Here is a 16,520-nt window from a genome sequence, read left to right on the forward strand (position 1 = left end):
CCCCGGTGTGACCCGCGCCATACCGTGCAGCCACGGTCATGCGCTGGTGCATGCAGGCGAGCCCTCAGTGGTGAGGGCGACGAGGAGGTCACTGTGCCCGTGAACACCCGCGGCGCGATCCTGCGCTCCGCTCCCGGCACGTGGGAGGTCACCGACCTGGTCGCGGACGACCCGCGACAGGGAGAACTCCAGGTCAAGCTGGCGGCGTCCGGGCTGTGCCACTCGGACGACCACATCGCCAGCGGCGACATGCAGGTCGGCCACTACCCGTTCCTCGGCGGCCACGAGGGCTCCGGCGTCGTCACCGCCGTCGGCCCCGGCACGCCCGGGTTCAAGGAGGGCGACCACGTCGTCTTCTCGTTCCTGCCCGGCTGCGGCCGCTGCCGCTACTGCGCCAACGGCCAGCAGTACATCTGCGACTCCGGCGCCAACCTGCTGGTCGGCTCCCGGTGGGACGACGCGGAGAGCTTCCGCTTCCAGACCTCCGACGGCACACCGGTCGGCCAGATGTGCGGCCTGGGCACCTTCGCCGAGGTGACGACCGTCGACGTCCGCTCCACGGTGAAGATCCCCGATGACATCCCGCTCGACGTCGCCTGCCTGACCGGCTGCGGCGTGGGCACCGGCTGGGGCACCGCCGTGCAGGCCGGCGAGGTCAAGGCCGGCGACACGGTGATCGTCATGGGCATCGGCGGGATCGGCATCAACGCCGTCCAGGGCGCGGCGCACGCCGGCGCCAGCCACGTCATCGCCGTCGACCCGATCCCCTTCAAGCGCGAGAAGGCGCAGGAGCTCGGCGCCACCCACGCCTTCGAGAGCATCGATCAGGCCGCCGACTTCGCCCGCAGCGTCACCAACGGGCAGGGCGCGGACAAGGCGCTGATCACCGTCGGGGTGCTGAAGGGCGAGCACGTCGCCCAGGCCTTCGACGCCATCGGCAAGGGCGGGCGGGTCGTGATCACCGGCCTCGGCGACCTCACCGACGTGGGCATCCCGATCAACCCCAGCATGCTGGCGCTGTTCACCAAGGAGATCCGCGGCGCGCTGTTCGGCGACCAGAACCCGAGCGCCGACATCCTGAAGATGCTCCGCCTCTACCAGGAGGGGAAGCTCAAGCTCGACGAGCTGATCACCAACCGGTACAAGCTCGACGACGTCAACCAGGGCTACGAGGACATGAAGGCCGGCAAGAACATCCGCGGCGTGATCATCTACGACTGAGGAAGGACCCCGTCCTCCCCACCCTCCGCAGGCTCAGGGTGGTGCCCTGGACGGGGCCGCCACCGGGCCGGGGCGCTCCCTGCGGGGGCGCCCCGGTCGCACGTCCACCCCCGGAGGAGCACCGTCGTGAGCACCGCCACCGCCGCCCGGCGGCTCGACGTGACCGGCATGGTCCGGGTCGCCCGGGAGCGGGTCGTCGCCCGCATCCGCGAGGCCGAGGTCGTCGCCGCCGCGCTGTCGGCCGGCCGCAACGTCCTGCTGGAGGGCCCGCCGGGCACCGGCAAGACGACGCTGCTGCGCTCGCTGGCCGACGGCGCGGGCGTGCCGCTGGTGCTGGTCGAGGGCAACGCCGAGCTGACGCCCACCCGGCTGGTCGGCCACCACGACGCCTCGCGGGTGCTCACCGAGGACTACCGCGCCGAGAACTTCGTCCCCGGACCGCTCACCCGTGCCATGACCGACGGCGCGATCCTCTACGTCGAGGAGTTCAACCGGGTCCCCGAGGAGACGATGAACGTCCTGCTCGGGGTGCTCTCCGAGCGGGAGATGCACGTGCCCCGCTTCGGCCGGGTCGCCGCCCGCCCCACCTTCCGGCTGGTCGCGGCGATGAACCCGTTCGACGCCGTCGGCACCGCGCGGGTGACGCCGGCGCTCTACGACCGGTCCTGCCGCGTGGCGATGGGCTACCAGGACGAGGCCGCGGAGCTGGCGGTCGTCGCCGCCGCGACCGGGGGCCCGGCCGACCTGGTCGCCCGGGCGGTCCGGACCGTGCGGATCACCCGCGACCACCCCGAGCTGCGCATCGGCTCCTCCGTGCGCGGGGCCATCGACACCGTGCTGATCGCCGCGGAGCTGGCCACCGTCCGCGGGCAGGAGGCCGTCGAGGACGCCACCGGCCTCGACGCCGCGCTGGCCGCGCTCACCGGCAAGGTCACCCTCGCCGACGGCACCGCGCGCCCGGTGGAGGACGTCGTCGCCGACATCTGGCGGCGGGCCGGTGAGGAGCTGGGAAAAGCCTGACGCCCGAGGAGCCGGGCGACCCCGAGCCACCGCCACCCCCGCCGGGGGACGGCGGGCTGAGCGCGCCCCCGGGACGCCGTCCGCCGCGGCCGGCGCCCGCGGAGGACCCCGACGACGTCGAGCAGCTGCTCCGGCAGCACCAGGCCCGCCGCGCCGGCCGCGACGAGCTGTCCCGGGTGCACCCGGAGTTCCAGCAGGTCTCCCCGCAGCTCGGCGAGCTCGACGAGGACGCGCTGGCCGAGCTCGCCGCCCGCGACCCCGACGCGGCCAACCGGCTGCTCACGGCCATGGGCCGGGCGTTCGACCCGGCGCTGCGCGCCGCCGCCCGGGCGCTGGCCTGCCGGCTGCCGGTGGGGACGCCGCGGGCCGGGGTCCCCGACCGCCCGGGCACCCGACGGGTGGTCACCCGCCGCGACGACACCGGCAGCGACATCGACCTGGACGCCACCCTCGCCGCCCGCGGCGCCGAGCCGCACTGGCGCGCCGAGCACCTGCACACGCGCGGCTGGCGCTCCACCGGCCGGGCGTGCGTGCTCCTCGTCGACGCCTCCGGCTCGGTGGCCGGCGACGAGCTGGCCGTCGCGGTCCTCACCGCCTCGGCGCTGGCGCAGCGGATGCGGCCCGGTGACGAGCTGGCGGTGGTCGCGTTCTGGTCCCGGGCGGTGGTGCTGCGGACGCTGTCGACCGACCCGCGCACCGACGTCGTCATCGACCGGCTGTTCGACCTCGACGGCGGCGGGACGACCGACCTCGACCTCGGCCTGCGCACGGCGGCGGCCCAGCTGGCGGGCTCCCGCGCGGCCGCCCGCGACGTGCTGCTGCTCTCCGACGGGGTGCCGACCGACAGCCCCGACCCCCTCCCGGCCGCGGCGGCGCTGGCCCGTGCCGGTGCGCACCTGCACGTGCTGTCGCTGTCGGAGGAGCCGGAGTCGGTGGCGCGCTGCGCCGCGCTGGCCGCCGCCGGCGGCGGCCGGGTCGCGCCGCTGCTCAGGCCGACGCAGGCCCCCGCGGCGGTGCGGACCCTCCTCGGCTGAGCGGAGGAGGAGGGGCGCACCCTCCGCACCGCGGCACTCCGGTCACCGGCGGAGCACGGCCTCCCCCGCGCGGGCGGGGTCCAGGGGGACGGCGGTGGTCAGGACGGCGGGCCCCAGCCGCAGCACGCCGTCCGAGAGCGCGGCGCAGCGCACCCCGCCGCGTCCGCGCAGCCCGCGGTGGGCGCCGGGCGCGAGGACGACGTCCATCCAGGCACACGGGTGCGCCGGCCGGCCGCCCCGCAGCCGCACCGGGCCCGCGCCGCTGTCGAGGGTGAACTCCTGACCGCGCAGCGCCTCCACCTGCGCGCCGCGGAGGACGACGGTGCGCCGGGTCAGCAGCGGGTCGAACGGCGGCACGCCGAGGTCGGCGGCCAGGGCCTCCAGCGCCTCGACGGCGATGACGGTGAGCTGGGCGTCCCGGTGCGCCGGCCGGCCCGCGTAGCGGTCACCGACGACGCCGTGACCGGCGCGCACCTCGATCTCCTGCCGCCGGTCGCCGTCCATCGCCGGGACGGGGCCCGCGGGCCGCCCGCCGTACCGGTGCACCGGCGAGGCCAGCAGCCCGACCACCTCGACGTCGTACCGGTGGGAGAGGTCGCTCAGCGGACCGGCCCGGCGTCGAGCAGGCCGTAGGCGCGGGCCTCCTCCGCGGTGAGCACCCGCCCGGCCCGCATGTCGGAGGCGACCTCCTCGACCGGCCGGCCGCACGCACCGGCCAGCCGCTCCTGGAGCCGGCGCAGCTGCCGGGCGTGCTCGGCGGCCCAGGCCTCCACCTCGTGGCCGGGGACCCCACGCGGAGCCCGGGGCTCGCACAGGTGGAAGCTCGCGTGCGTCCCGGCCTGCCGGCGGTCGGCGACGGCCAGCACGGCCAGCGCGGCGCCGGTGAGCGTACCCAGGGAGGTCGCGTGCACGGGCGCACCCACGAGGTCGAGGGCGTCGACCAGGGTGAGCGCGCCGTCCAGGTCCGCGCTGACACCTGCAAGCTGCAGCCGGACCGGTCCGTCCCCGGTGGCGTCGAGCAGCGCGAGCTCGGCCACGACCCGGTTGACCACCTCGGCGTCCAACTCGCCGGCGAGGGTGACCACGCGCTGCTCGAGCAGCCGCTCGGCCAGCCAGTCGGTCGCACCCACCACCACCGCGGCCGACGCCGAGGACGGGGCCGGCCCCGGCGGGCGCGGCTCGGGCCGCCACGGGGTGCGCGGCCACTCCGGCGTCCGCGGCGGGAACGGCGGCTCGGGAGGACCGGGCGGCACAGGTGGCCAGGTGGCTCGGGTCATGACGACTCCTCGGACGGTCGGACCTGCCAGTCGACGGTGGCGCCCAGGGCGGCCGCGTAGCGCTCGAGCGTGGACAGCCGCGCGTCGAGCTCACCGCTCTCCAGCCGGGCGACGGCGGACTGCGAGGTCCCCATGCGCGCGGCGAGCTCGGTCTGGCTCAGGTCGCTCTCCTGGCGGAGGCGCACCAGCTCCTCGATGAGCTCGCGACGGCGGTCGGCCAGGCCCTCCAGGCCCGGGAACCGGCTGCGACGCTGCGGCGGCATACCAGGAACGGTATACCTGATCCGCTATGGAGGGCCCCCGACGTCGGCCCCGTCCAGGGGCCCGCCCCGAGCGTGCGAGGGGTGGGGAGGACGGGGTCCTCTCTCAGCGCTCGGCGGTCTTGTGGATCGGGCCCTCGATGCCGGTCAGCCGCTCCCCCGAGCCGCCCCACCGGCCCGCGATGATCTCCGCCGCGATCGAGATGGCGGTCTCCTCGGGGGTGCGGGCGCCCAGGTCCAGGCCGATCGGCGAGGAGAGCTTGGCCAGCTCCTCCTTGGCCAGCCCGGCCTCGGACAGCCGCGCGAGCCGTTCCTCGTGCGTGCGCCGCGACCCCATCGCGCCGACGTAGGCCACCGGCAGCCGCAGCGCGACCTCCAGCAGCGGGACGTCGAACTTCGGGTCGTGGGTGAGCACGCAGAGCACGGTGCGCTCGTCGATCCGCCCGGCGTCCACCTCGGCCTGCAGGTAGCGGTGCGGCCACTCCACGACCACCTCGTGGGCGTCGGGGAAGCGCTTGGGCGTGGCGAACACCGGGCGGGCGTCGCAGACGGTGACCCGGTAGCCGAGGAACGCGCCCACCCGGGCGACCGCGGCGGCGAAGTCGATGGCGCCGAACACGACCATCCGGGCCGGCGGGGCGAAGGAGTTGACGAACAGCGTGAGGTCGTCGCCCCGGCGCTCGCCGTCGTGCCCGAAGTGCATCTGCCCGGTGCGCCCGGCCGCGAGCATCCCGCGGGCGTCCGCGGCGACGGCGTCGTCCAGCCGCTGCAGGCCCAGGGTGCCGGAGGTGCGGTCGGGCCAGATGACCAGTCGCCGGCCGACCCGGTCCTCGGGGCCCGCGACGCAGGTGACGACGGCGACCGGCTCGTGCGCCGCGACGGACTCGGCGATCTCCCCGAGCTCCGGGAAGGACTCGCGGGAGACCGGCTCGACGAAGACGTCGAGGATGCCGCCGCAGGTCAGCCCGACGGCGAAGGCGTCGTCGTCGCTGACGCCGTACCGCTCGAGGGTGGGCACGCCGGTCTCGACGACGTCCTTGGCCTCCTCGTAGACCGCGCCCTCGACGCAGCCGCCGGAGACGCTGCCCACGGCGGTGCCGTCGGGACCCACCAGCATGGACGCGCCGGCCGGGCGCGGTGCCGAGCGCCAGGTGGCGACGACCGTCCCCATCCCGACGGTCTCGCCCGCCTGCCACCAGCCGACCAGGTCGTCGAGCACGTCACGCATCGCTGCCTCTTCTCCCACCGGAGTGTGGAGGTGCAGGAAACCCGCACCGTGGCACTCCGCTCAACACCTCAGGCACGGGAGATCACTCCCACGAGCTCCTCGAACGCCGCCATGCTGTGCCCGGCCACGAAGGCGTCGATGAACGGCAGGGCCGCCTGCATGCCCGCGGTCAACGGCTCGTACCCCTCGCGGCCCTTGTGCGGGTTGACCCACACGACCGCGTGCGCCAGCCGGTGCAGCCGGGACATCTGCTCGGCGAGCACGTCGGTGCCGCCGCGCTCCCACCCGTCGCTGCAGAGGACGACGACCGCACCGCGGGCCGTCCCGCGCTGGCCCCACCGGTCGAGGAAGGCCTTGAGCACCTCGCCCAGCCGGGTGCCCCCGGACCAGTCGGGGATGGCGGTGCCGCTGGCGGCGAGCGCCTTGTCCGGGTCGCGCAGGCGCATCTCCCGGGTGACGCGGGTCAGCCGGGTGCCGATGGTGAACACCTCGGTCGCGGCCGGGTGCGCGCGCACCGCCGCGTGCGCGAACCGCATCAGCGCGTCGGCGTAGGGGCTCATCGACCCGGAGACGTCGATCAGCAGGACGACGCGGCGCGGGCGTGGCCGGGCCCGGCGGTGGAGCAGCCGGGTGACCTCCCCGCCGTCGTGCAGGGCGTGGCGCACCGTGCGGGACGCGTGCACCGTGCCGTGGGCGCTCGGCCGCCGCCGGCGGGAGGCGCGCATCGGGGAGGCCGGCACCAGCAGCGCGAACAGCCGGCGCAGGTGCTCGCGCTCGGCCACGCTCATCTCGGCGACGTCCCGGTGCCGGAGCACCTCGTCGGCACTGGCCCGGCCGGCGAGCTCCGGCGGCTGCTCTCCCTCCTCGCCCTGCCCGGAGCCGGCCTCCAGCGGAGCGGTGGTGGCCAGCACCCGCTCCGGCTGCGCCGCCGAGCGGGTCGCGCGCGGCGCCTCGCCGCCGAAGTAGGCGGCGAAGGCGGCGTCGTAGCGGTCCAGGTCGTCGGGGCCGGCACACAGGGTCAGCCGCCCGGCCCAGTAGACGTCGGTGGCGTCGAGGACGTCGAGCGCGCCGGTCGCGGCCAGCATCGCCTCCACCCGGTCGGGGCTCGCGGCGACCCCGGCGTGGCGCAGGGTGCGCGCGAAGCCCAGCACCGTGTCGACGACGTCCCTGTCCCGCCGGGAAGCGGTGTCGGGAGCGACACCCCCGTGTTCGCGGCCCCCGACACGGGTGTCGCTCCCGACACCGGCGGATTCAGCCACCGAAGAGCGCCCCCCTCGCCAGCGCGTGCACCCGGTCGGTGTCCTCGCGGTACTTGAGGACCGCACCCAGCGTCCGCGCGGCGACGTCGGGGTCGAGGTCCCGGGCGCCCAGGGTGTGCAGCGCGGTCGCCCAGTCCATGGCCTCGGCGACGCCGGGGGGCTTGAGCAGGTCGAGCGTGCGCAGCTTCGCCGTCGCCCTGGCCACCTCGCGGGCCAGCTGCTCGGTCACCTGCGGCAGCCGGGTGCGCAGGATGGCGACCTCGCGGTCGAAGTCGGGGTGCTGCAGCCAGTGGTAGAGGCAGCGCCGCTTGAGCGCGTCGTGCACCTCGCGGGTGCGGTTGGACGTGAGGACGACCAGCGGCGGGGTGACCGCGCGGATCGTGCCGAGCTCGGGGATCGAGATGGTGAAGTCCGACAGCACCTCCAGCAGGAAGGCCTCGAACTCGTCGTCGGCGCGGTCGACCTCGTCGACCAGGAGCACGCTCGGGGAGTCCTCCAGCGCCTGGAGCAGCGGACGGGCCAGCAGGAACCGCCGGTCGTAGAGGGAGGCCTCGAGGGTCTCCGTGTCCCCGGTGGCGTGCGCGGCCTCCGCGGCGCGCAGGTGCAGCAGCTGCCGGCCGAAGTCCCAGTCGTAGAGCGCCTGACTGGCCTCCAGGCCCTCGTAGCACTGCAGCCGGTAGAGCGGCCGCCCGGTCACCTGGGACAGCGCCTGCGCCAGTGCCGTCTTGCCGACGCCGGCCTCACCCTCCAGGAACAGCGGGCGGTGCATCGCCAGGGCCAGGTAGGCCGCCGTGGCCAGCCCCTCGTCGGGGAGGTACCCGGTGCCCTCGAGGGCCGCGGCCAGCTCGTCGGGGCCGGCGAACCCGTCGCCCGAGGCGGACACCGGCTCCAGCGTGGTCTCACTCACGTTGCGAGCATCCCACCTGCCCGGTCGGGACGGCGTCCCCGTCCGGGCAGCGTCCCCGTCCGGACGGCGGCCACGGAGGCGACGGCGCCCGGGGACGGCGCCCCGGGACACGACGGCGCCCGCCCGGACGAGCCGGGCGGGCGCCGTGGAGAACCGGTGCGGTCAGCCGATCCGCCCGTCCCGGTCGCGGTCCAGGACGCCGCCCCGGCCGGTGCCCTGCGCGTCGTCCACGTCGATCTGCTCCTTGCGGACGTCGGCGGAGACGGTCTCGGTGTCGGTCACCGTCTCGGTGTCCAGGCGCACGCGCTCGACGGGGACGGCCTCCTTCTCCACCACGGGGCGCTCCGCGTGGAGGGTGACCTCGTGCTCCTCCTCGGAGATCGCCGGGCCGTCCAGCGCGTTGCCCACGTTGGCGTCGGTGATCGGCTCGCGCTCGACCCGGACCTCCTCGCGGGAGACCGGCACCGTCTCGGTCACGGTCTCGTTGACGACGTACTTGCGCAGCCGGGCGCGGCCGACCTCCTCGGTGCGGGTGCCGACGTTGACCTGCTCCTCGGAGCGGGTCATGGCGTTGTCCGTCGTGGGGCCGGAGGTGTCGCGGCCGACCGCCGGGCGGGTGTCGGTGTGCTCGGTGTGGGTCCCGGCGGTGCCGGTCAGGTCGCGGTCCCGGTCGGTCAGGCCGCGGTCCCGGTCGGTCAGGTCGCGGTCGGCGACCCCCTGTCCGGTCATGCCCGTGGTCGCCATCCCGGTGGTCGACTCGGTGCCGGTCGTCGTCCCGGTGGTGGTCGAGTCGCGGTCGACGCGGCCGACGGTGGTGTCGGTGCGGCCGGTCGTGGTGTCGGTGCGCCCCGCGGACCCCGACCCGAAGTCCATGCCGTAGTAGCGGTAGAGCTCCTGCTCCTCCTGCGGCGAGAGGTGGCCCTCGGTGTCGATCTTCGGGGCGTCCTTCACCGCGGCCTTGCTCACCGGTACGCGGAGGCCGTCGTCGGTGAGGTCGGCCTGCCGGATCGGCACGAACGACTCCTTGGTGCCGAACAGGCCGGTGCGGACGGTGACCCACTCCGGCTGACCGGTCTCGTCGTCGAGGTAGACCTCCGAGGCCGAGCCGATCTTGTCCCCGGACTCGTCGTACACGTCCTTGCCGATCACACGGCTGATGGCGTCGGTACCGATCATCGTCGTCGTCGCTCCCATCTGAGCACTGGCGGAAAGGTCGACTGCTTGGGTGACCAGGAGTCAGGTCACGAAACGGACAAGCCCGTCCGACACGCCCGGGACTGCCCCGGCACGGCCCCCGCGGACGACGACCGCCGGCGGCCACGGTCCGCGTCCGCGCAGGTCACGCGGTGTGTCGATCGTGCGCAACCGATGTTGCCGAGCGCGTCGGGACGTGCGGCTACGGAGCGTCACCGCGTCACCGCCGGGCGCGTCGCGGCGAGTCGCGCATCGGCGCGTCGGCGCGTCGCCCCCGTCCCGATGCCTGGTGCTGCTCATCCTGGAGGGCGTGCCTCCCCGCTCGCCGTACGACGACCTGGTCCACCCGCGCACCGTCAAGAAGCCCACCCCGCAGGTCGCGGCCGAGCGCGACCTCGTCGTCGAGGACCCGAGCTCGGGGTTCGTGGGCGCCGTGGTGCGCTGCGAGAAGGACGTCGTCCACCTCGAGGACCGGTTCGGGAAGGTCCGCGCCTACCCGCTGGGCCCCGGGTTCTGGGTCGACGGCCGCCCGGTCGTGCTGGTGCGGCCCACGCCGAAGGCACCGGCGACCCCCACCCGGAGCGCGTCCGGCTCCACCTACGTGGCCGGCGCCCGCGCCCGGGTCGCCCGCGAGGGGCGGATCTACGTCGAGGGCAAGCACGACGCCGAGCTCGTCGAGAAGGTCTGGGGCCACGACCTGCGCATCGAGGGCGTCGTCGTGGAGCCGCTGCACGGCGTGGACGACCTGCCGGCGATCGTGCGCGACTTCCGCCCGGCGTCCGGACGGCGGCTCGGCGTGCTGGTCGACCACCTGGTGACCGGGTCCAAGGAGTCGCGGATCGCCGACCAGGTGACCGGCGCGCACGCGCTGGTCGTCGGCCACCCGTTCATCGACATCTGGCAGGCGGTCAAGCCGCAGGTGGTCGGCATCCGTGCCTGGCCGACGGTGCCCAAGGGCGAGTCGTGGAAGGAGGGCGTCTGCCGCCGGCTGGGCTGGGAGGACGACACCGGCTACGTGTGGGCGCAGCGGGTCCTCGCCCGCGTGCGGACCTGGACCGACCTGGAGCCGGCGCTGATCGGCCGGGTCGAGGAGCTCATCGACTTCGTCACGACCGACTGAGCGGAGGGGATCCGCCGGCACCCCCGCCCGGGGGGTTGCGCGACGACGCGCCACCGATCATTGTGTCAATCCCTTGACTCAATGGAGCAGTGGAGGACGTCGTGGCGCTGGTGCCGCTGCTGCTGGTGGTCGTCCTCGTCGGCGCGGTGGCGGGAGGCGCCGCGGTCGCCCGGCGGACCCCGCCGAGCCGGGAGGCCGCCGTCGCCGCCGCCCGCACGCACGCCACCCGCGCCGGAGGCGCCGCACTCCTGCTGGGCGCCGCCGCGGCGGTGGCCGTGGGCCAGGCCGGGCTGGGCGCCGGCTCCCCGGGCAGCCTGGGGGTGACCGCCCTGCTGGTGCCGATCGCCGCGGGCGTCGCGCACACCGCCGTCCTGGCCCTGGGCGAGCTCACCTGGCCCCGGCCGAGCGGTGCGGTCCGCCGCGCCCGGCTGGTGCGCCGCGGGCTGCTGGACGCCGCCCCGGGGTGGCTGGTCCGCACGACCGCCGCCGCCGCGGTCGGCGCCGTCGCCACGATCGCCCTCGGCGCCGCGCTGGCCGCACCCGACGGCCGGAGCCTGACCCTCGAGGACCCGCCGGTCCAGGCGACGGCCGGCCCGTTCCCCGGGCTCGTCTACGGCCGCCCCGCCGGCCTCGGGCTGCTCGTGCTGGCCGCCGTGACCGCGACGGCGCTGTGGGTCGTGGCCACCCGTCCGGCCGTGGGGACCGAGGACGAGCGCGCGGAGGCGGCCTTGCGGCGGGCCTCGACCCACCGCGTGCTGCGCGCGGCGGCCGCGACGACCCTGGTGGTGACCGGCGGGCTGGTGGCGGTGGCCGGCCACGCGGTGTGGAGCGTGGCCGCCTCGACCGGGCAGGACCTGACCGCAGTCCTCGGCGTCGCGGGAGCCGGGTGCGGGCTCGCCGCCCTCCTGGCGGGCGTCGTGGTCGCCGGCGTCCGCGCGCCCGGCGTACCGGCCGGCGAGCCCGCCGTCCCGGCCTGACCGCGGTGGCGCTCGACATCACGGTGGACGTCCGCGCCGCGACGCCGCCCTACGAGCAGATCCGTGGTCAGATCGCCGCCTACGTCGACGGCGGCCTGCTGCGGGAGGGTGACCGGCTGCCCACCATGCGGGCCCTGGCGGCCGACCTCGGCGTGGCGACCGGCACGGTGGCGCGCGCCTACGCCGAGCTGGAGGCGGCCGGGCTCGTGGCCAGCCGGCGGCGGACCGGCACCGTCGTCACCGGCCGGCCGGCCGCGCCGGCGGAGGAGCAGTTGCGGCGCACGGCCGCCGAGCTCGCCGTCCAGGCCCGGGGCCTGGGGGTGGACGGCGAGACGGTGCTGGCCATCGTGCGGGCGGCCCTGCTGCAGACCCGCTGAGCGGAGTGCCAGGGACGCGTCGTCCGCGCCCTGGCACTCCGCTCGCGCGTCAGCGGGTCAGGCGGGGATGTAGTCGAACGTGTCCGGGTCGGGGCCGGTCCGCTCGCCGCGGTCGAGGCCGGTGATGGCCGCCATCGCGGACTCGTCGAGCTCGAAGTCGAAGATCGCGAAGTTCTCCTCGACCCGGCTGCGGGTGACCGACTTGGGGAAGACGACGTCCCCCCGCTGGACGTGCCAGCGCAGGGTCACCTGCGCCGGGGTCCTGCCCACCTGCTCGGCGATCTCCTTGATCGCCGGGTCGCCGTTCACCGCACCCTTGGCGATGGGCGCCCACGCCTCGGTGACGATCTCGTGGTCGGCGCCGAAGGCGCGCGCCTCCTCGTTGCCGAGGTAGGGGTGCACCTCGATCTGGTTGACCGCGGGGCGGACCTCGGTGTCCGCGAACAGGTTCCGCAGGTGGTGCGGCTGGAAGTTGGAGACGCCGATCGCGCGGGTCCGGCCGCTGGCGTAGATCTCCTCCATCACCTTCCAGCGGGCCACGTAGTCGCTCACCGTGGGCAGGGGCCAGTGGATCAGGAAGAGGTCGAGCTGGTCGAAGCCGAGCTCGGCCAGGCTCTGGTCGAACGACCGGAGGATCTCGTCGCGCGTGTGCCGGTTGTTGTTCAGCTTGCTGGTGACGAACACCTCCTCGCGCGGGATCCCCGAGCTGCGGACGGCCTCGCCGACGCCCTTCTCGTTCCCGTACATCTGTGCGGTGTCGATGTGCCGGTAACCGACCTCCAGCGCGGTGCGCGTCGCGTCGGCGGTCTGGTCGGGCGGGATCTGGAAGACGCCGAAGCCGAGCTGGGGGATCTCGACGCCGTTGTTCAGGCGGATGGTGGGCACGGTGGCCACGGGCACTCGTTCCTCTCGGTCGGGAGGGGCGGCACTCACGACGGGGCCACCCGAGAGGCGCCTACCCCTTGACGCCGTCGTCAACCCGCGCGGCCGCCTGCACCCTCCCCACCGGCACCTCCGAACGGCGCCGCAGCAGCGGCGCCCCGGTCAGCGCGAGCAGCCCGGCCAACGCCGCGGCCAGGGCGGGGACGGCGAACGCGCTCTCCGCCCCCCATGCGTCGACGGCCGCGCCGGCCAGCGCGGAACCCGCCGTCACGCCGAGCGTCAGCCCGGTCGTCGTCCAGGACAGCGCCTCGGTGAGCGCGGCCCGCGGCACGCGGGACTCCACCAGCGAGGTGCCCGACACCAGGACGGGGGCGATCGTCAGGCCGGCGAGGAAGCCCGCGCCGACCAGGACGACCAGCGAGCCGACGCCCCACATCAGCTGCGCGGCCACCCCGAAGGCGACGGCGGTGGCCAGGAACCGGGTGGTCAGCGTGCCCGGCAGCCGGAGGACGCCGTAGAGCAGGCCGGCCACGAGGCTGCCGCCCGCGTAGACCGCGAGCGCGACCCCGGCCAGCGCCGGCACGCCCTCGGCGGCGGCGAACCCCACGACGACGACGTCCATCGCCCCGAACACCGCGCCGACGGCCACGTAGGCCGCCGCCACCACCAGCACGGTGGCGTTGAGGGCGGCCCACCGGCGGGGAGGCGCCGCGGGGTCGGGCACGTGCAGCGCCGGCTCGGTGGCGCGCTGACCGGCCAGCCAGAAGCCGCCGACCGAGCCCAGGACGATCCCGGTGAGGAAGCCGACGGGCGGCGCGACGAGCGTGGCCAGCAGGGTGACCAGCGGGGGGCCGACGACGAAGACGACCTCGTCGACGACGGCCTCCAGGGCGAAGGCGGTCTGCCGTCCGCGGGCGTCCTCGAGGGCCGCCGCCCAGCGCGCCCGCACCAGCGAGCCGATGTTCGGTCCGCTGGCCCCGCAGACGGCGGCCAGCACGAACCACGACCAGCGCGGCGCCCCGGCGGTCACCGCGGCCACGAAGGCGACGCCGGAGACCAGGTAGGCCGTCATCGCCCAGCGCAGGACGGCGCCCTGGCCGCGGCGGTCCATCACCCGGGCCCACTGCGGGCTGGCGAGGGAGAAGCTCAGCGCCAGTGCCCCGGAGACCGCGCCGGCCAGCCCGTAGCTGCCGGTCTCCCCGGCGACGAGCAGCACGGCACCGAGGCCGAGCATCGGGATGGGCAGGCGGGCGACCCACCCGGCGAAGGAGAACGCCACCGAGCCGGGCACGGCGAAGAGGCGGACGTAGGGACTGAAGACGGTGCGGGGTGACACGGACTTCTCGCGCTTCCTGGCCACAGGCGAGTGCGGGGCTGCCCGCCGGTCTCTCGGGTGGCCCGTCGACCGTAGCAACGACCTCGGACCCTCCGGCACCGCTTTCCCGGCCGGCCGGGCGCGTCACCGCGACGCTGCATGAAGCTTCATGCACTCTGTGTGAGCTACCGCACACGCGGTGCATCCCCCTGCCGAAGGAGCCCCGTGCCTCCGACCTCCCGCCCCCGCCTCCTGCCCGCTCTGCTCGCGGTGCTCGCCGTCCTGTTCGTCCCTGGCACCGCCGCGGCGAAGGGCGGCGACGACCCGGCGTCCGCCGACGACGGAGGCGGGACCTCGGCCTCCGCGACGGGAGGCGACTTCACCGTCGTCGTCAACGGGCGCACCACCGACCCCGGGGCCGGCCGGGAGGCCCGCCTGCGCGACGTCACGCCCGCCGGCCCGATCGGCGTCCACGGCCGGCACGTCACCTTCACCATCGACCCGGCCACGCTCGGCGTCCACGGCTACACGCTGACCGGCGCTCCGGATCCGCAGCGCATGGTGACGACCCCGACCGTCGTCTTCGCGTCGAAGGTGCCGCAGCTGACCGCAGCCCAGCTGCGCGGCGTGCGGATCAGCGAGCTGCGCCTGCGCGACGGCGTCCTGGTCGCGGAGTTCGCCACCGCGGCGGGCAAGCTCAAGATCCAGGCCAAGGACGCTCCGCAGGGCGGGATCTTCCAGATGGAGCAGGAGTTCGGCGCCCCGGTCGAGTACGTCCACACCCTCGGCCCGGGCCTGTTCTACTTCGTGAACGAGTTCACCGGGAAGGTCAACTTCGGCGACGGCGTCGCCGGTGACGCGACGCACCAGATGCTGCTCGGCAAGGACAGCCCCCAGGTGGCGACCAAGCTCTCCCAGGACGGGACGACGACCCGCTGGTCGGTGGCCTCCGGTGGCCGGATGGGCGGCGTGCTGGGCGAGGACGCGATCGAGCTGTCGGCCGGCGCCACCAACTGCACCAGCGACTGCCAGGCCCGCAACCGCATCCAGGGCTCGGTGCCGGTGCCGCCGGACCCGGTGGCCCCCACCCCCATCGCCTGACGCCCGGACGGGGGCGACCGGGACTCCGGTCGCCCCCGTCGCACGTCCGGAGGCGGCACAGGGTCGTCCTCGGCCATTACATTCAGGGCGTGACCTCGACGACTCCGCTGCCCGACCCGGTCGTGCGCCGCCCGGATCCGGTGCCCGGCACCGGCGGGCTTGTCGACCGGCACGGCCGGGTCGCCACCGACCTGCGGGTCTCCCTCACCGACCGGTGCAACCTGCGCTGCAGCTACTGCATGCCGCCCGAGGGGCTGGACTGGCTGCCCAAGGTCGAGGTCCTCACCGACGACGAGGTCGCCCGCCTGGTGCGCATCGGCGTGGAGCACCTGGGCATCCGCGAGGTCCGGTTCACCGGCGGGGAGCCGCTGCTGCGCCCCGGCCTCGTCGGCATCGTGCAGGCTGCCACGGCGCTCACCCCGCGGCCGGAGGTCAGCCTCACCACCAACGCCATCGGCCTGGCCCGGGTCGCGCCCGCGCTGGCCGCGGCCGGCCTGGACCGGATCAACGTCAGCCTCGACACGCTCGACCGCGACCGGTTCAAGCAGCTGACCCACCGCGACCGGCTCGACGACGTGCTCGCCGGCCTCGCCGCGGCGCAGGCCGCCGGCCTGACGCCGGTCAAGGTCAACGCCGTCCTGCTGCGGGGGATGAACGAGGCCGACGCCGTCCCGCTGCTCGACTTCTGCCTCGAGCAGGGCTACCAGCTGCGGTTCATCGAGCAGATGCCGCTCGACGCCCACCACGCCTGGACCCGTGGGGAGATGGTCACCGCCGAGGACATCCTCGAGCGGCTCTCCCGGGCACACACCCTCACGCCCGACACCGAGGAGCGCGGCTCGGCCCCGGCCGAGCGCTGGCTGGTGGACGGCGGCCCGGCGACCGTCGGGGTGATCGCCTCGGTGACCCGGTCGTTCTGCGGGACCTGCGACCGCACGCGGCTGACCGCCGACGGCCAGGTCCGCAACTGCCTGTTCGCCCGCGAGGAATCCGACCTGCGGACGCCGATGCGCGAGGGCGCCACCGACGCCGAGCTGGCCGACCGCTGGCGGATCGCCACGCTCGCCAAGCTGCCCGGGCACGGCATCGACGACCCCAGCTTCCTGCAGCCCTCCCGGCCGATGTCGGCCATCGGCGGCTGACCGTGAGCCGACAGCGAGTGAGCATCGCAGCGAGCTCTGCGAGCGAGGAGCGGAGCGAGCGCGGAGGCGAACCATGAGCACCGTGAGCCGACAGCGAGTGAGCATCGCAGCGAGCTCTGCGAGCGAGGAGCGGAGCGAGCGCGGAGGCGAACCATGAGCACCGTGAGCCGACAGCGAGTGAGCATCGCAGCGAGCTCTGCGAGCGA

At 75.3% G+C, this 16,520-nt stretch carries 17 protein-coding genes; 8 read left to right on the forward strand and 9 right to left on the reverse strand.

Annotation, left to right across the window (positions count from 1 at the left end):
* Positions 1–93 precede the first annotated feature (93 nt).
* The 3 genes from ACI79I_RS16410 (at position 94) to ACI79I_RS16420 (ending at position 3,275) form a co-directional block, all read left to right on the forward strand.
* On the forward strand, positions 94–1,221 hold the full coding sequence (locus ACI79I_RS16410; protein ID WP_456993384.1) for an NDMA-dependent alcohol dehydrogenase: 1,128 nt from the start codon (positions 94–96) through the stop codon (positions 1,219–1,221).
* Between the two features lie 126 nt (positions 1,222–1,347).
* Positions 1,348–2,241, forward strand: coding sequence for an AAA family ATPase (locus ACI79I_RS16415; protein WP_456993385.1), 894 nt, complete (start codon positions 1,348–1,350; stop codon positions 2,239–2,241).
* A gap of 176 nt (positions 2,242–2,417) precedes the next feature.
* Entirely contained in the window at positions 2,418–3,275 is an 858-nt protein-coding gene (locus ACI79I_RS16420) for a vWA domain-containing protein (protein ID WP_456993386.1), read from the forward strand.
* Between the two features lie 42 nt (positions 3,276–3,317).
* On the opposite strand, the gene ACI79I_RS16425 is transcribed toward ACI79I_RS16420, so the two are convergent.
* The 7 genes from ACI79I_RS16425 to ACI79I_RS16455 all read right to left on the reverse strand — a co-directional run bounded on the left by ACI79I_RS16425 (position 3,318) and on the right by ACI79I_RS16455 (position 9,382).
* Positions 3,318–3,845 (reverse strand): molybdenum cofactor biosysynthesis protein, encoded by a 528-nt coding sequence (locus tag ACI79I_RS16425; RefSeq protein WP_456993387.1) that lies wholly within the window; start codon positions 3,843–3,845, stop codon positions 3,318–3,320.
* Positions 3,846–3,874: 29 nt separating this feature from the next.
* The gene (locus ACI79I_RS16430; RefSeq protein ID WP_456993388.1) at positions 3,875–4,552 is read right to left on the reverse strand and encodes an ATP-dependent Clp protease proteolytic subunit; all 678 of its coding nucleotides are present in this window, start codon (positions 4,550–4,552) and stop codon (positions 3,875–3,877) included.
* A complete protein-coding gene (locus tag ACI79I_RS16435) occupies positions 4,549–4,815 on the reverse strand; it encodes a helix-turn-helix domain-containing protein (protein ID WP_456993389.1) in 267 nt (88 codons plus the stop codon). The genes ACI79I_RS16430 and ACI79I_RS16435 overlap by 4 nt, the downstream gene beginning before the upstream one ends.
* Before the next feature lie 103 nt (positions 4,816–4,918).
* Positions 4,919–6,040, reverse strand: a complete 1,122-nt coding sequence (locus tag ACI79I_RS16440; protein WP_456993390.1) for an XdhC family protein — start codon at positions 6,038–6,040, stop codon at positions 4,919–4,921.
* 68 nt (positions 6,041–6,108) lie between these two features.
* Positions 6,109–7,191 carry a vWA domain-containing protein gene (locus ACI79I_RS16445; RefSeq protein ID WP_456993391.1) on the reverse strand — a complete coding sequence of 361 codons (1,083 nt, stop codon included), beginning with the start codon at positions 7,189–7,191 and terminating at the stop codon, positions 6,109–6,111.
* Between the two features lie 100 nt (positions 7,192–7,291).
* Positions 7,292–8,206: an AAA family ATPase gene (locus ACI79I_RS16450; protein WP_456945871.1), complete on the reverse strand. Its 915-nt coding sequence runs from the start codon at positions 8,204–8,206 to the stop codon at positions 7,292–7,294.
* A 162-nt stretch (positions 8,207–8,368) separates the two neighbouring features.
* Positions 8,369–9,382 carry a DUF2382 domain-containing protein gene (locus ACI79I_RS16455; RefSeq protein ID WP_456993405.1) on the reverse strand — a complete coding sequence of 338 codons (1,014 nt, stop codon included), beginning with the start codon at positions 9,380–9,382 and terminating at the stop codon, positions 8,369–8,371.
* A gap of 328 nt (positions 9,383–9,710) precedes the next feature.
* Here ACI79I_RS16455 and ACI79I_RS16460 point away from each other — a divergent pair, with 328 nt between their 5' ends.
* The 3 genes from ACI79I_RS16460 to ACI79I_RS16470 all read left to right on the forward strand — a co-directional run bounded on the left by ACI79I_RS16460 (position 9,711) and on the right by ACI79I_RS16470 (position 11,874).
* Complete coding sequence (locus ACI79I_RS16460) at positions 9,711–10,520, forward strand: DUF3097 domain-containing protein (RefSeq protein ID WP_456993392.1); 810 nt, start codon at positions 9,711–9,713, stop codon at positions 10,518–10,520.
* Positions 10,521–10,609: 89 nt separating this feature from the next.
* The gene (locus ACI79I_RS16465) at positions 10,610–11,497 is read left to right on the forward strand and encodes a hypothetical protein (protein WP_456993393.1); all 888 of its coding nucleotides are present in this window, start codon (positions 10,610–10,612) and stop codon (positions 11,495–11,497) included.
* 5 nt (positions 11,498–11,502) lie between these two features.
* Positions 11,503–11,874: a GntR family transcriptional regulator gene (locus tag ACI79I_RS16470; RefSeq protein WP_456993395.1), complete on the forward strand. Its 372-nt coding sequence runs from the start codon at positions 11,503–11,505 to the stop codon at positions 11,872–11,874.
* Between the two features lie 57 nt (positions 11,875–11,931).
* Here the strand turns inward: ACI79I_RS16470 and ACI79I_RS16475 are convergent, their stop codons facing one another.
* Together ACI79I_RS16475 and ACI79I_RS16480 are read right to left on the reverse strand one after the other, a co-directional pair.
* The gene (locus ACI79I_RS16475) at positions 11,932–12,768 is read right to left on the reverse strand and encodes an aldo/keto reductase (RefSeq protein WP_456993396.1); all 837 of its coding nucleotides are present in this window, start codon (positions 12,766–12,768) and stop codon (positions 11,932–11,934) included.
* Between the two features lie 61 nt (positions 12,769–12,829).
* Positions 12,830–14,092, reverse strand: coding sequence for an MFS transporter (locus ACI79I_RS16480; protein ID WP_456993398.1), 1,263 nt, complete (start codon positions 14,090–14,092; stop codon positions 12,830–12,832).
* A 204-nt stretch (positions 14,093–14,296) separates the two neighbouring features.
* Here ACI79I_RS16480 and ACI79I_RS16485 point away from each other — a divergent pair, with 204 nt between their 5' ends.
* Together ACI79I_RS16485 and moaA are read left to right on the forward strand one after the other, a co-directional pair.
* Positions 14,297–15,172, forward strand: coding sequence for a hypothetical protein (locus ACI79I_RS16485; protein ID WP_456993400.1), 876 nt, complete (start codon positions 14,297–14,299; stop codon positions 15,170–15,172).
* A gap of 89 nt (positions 15,173–15,261) precedes the next feature.
* Complete coding sequence (gene moaA / locus ACI79I_RS16490) at positions 15,262–16,314, forward strand: GTP 3',8-cyclase MoaA (protein ID WP_456993401.1); 1,053 nt, start codon at positions 15,262–15,264, stop codon at positions 16,312–16,314.
* The last annotated feature ends 206 nt before the right edge of the window (positions 16,315–16,520 follow it).

It is taken from the genome of Geodermatophilus sp. SYSU D01105, from assembly GCF_054050095.1.

Coding starts and splice junctions, on each gene's coding strand:
- ACI79I_RS16430 (WP_456993388.1), bottom strand. CDS start 4,552: ATGACCCGAGCCACCTGGCCACCTGTGCCGCCCGGTCCTCCCGAGCCG.
- ACI79I_RS16435 (WP_456993389.1), bottom strand. CDS start 4,815: ATGCCGCCGCAGCGTCGCAGCCGGTTCCCGGGCCTGGAGGGCCTGGCC.
- ACI79I_RS16440 (WP_456993390.1), bottom strand. CDS start 6,040: ATGCGTGACGTGCTCGACGACCTGGTCGGCTGGTGGCAGGCGGGCGAG.
- ACI79I_RS16455 (WP_456993405.1), bottom strand. CDS start 9,382: ATGATCGGTACCGACGCCATCAGCCGTGTGATCGGCAAGGACGTGTAC.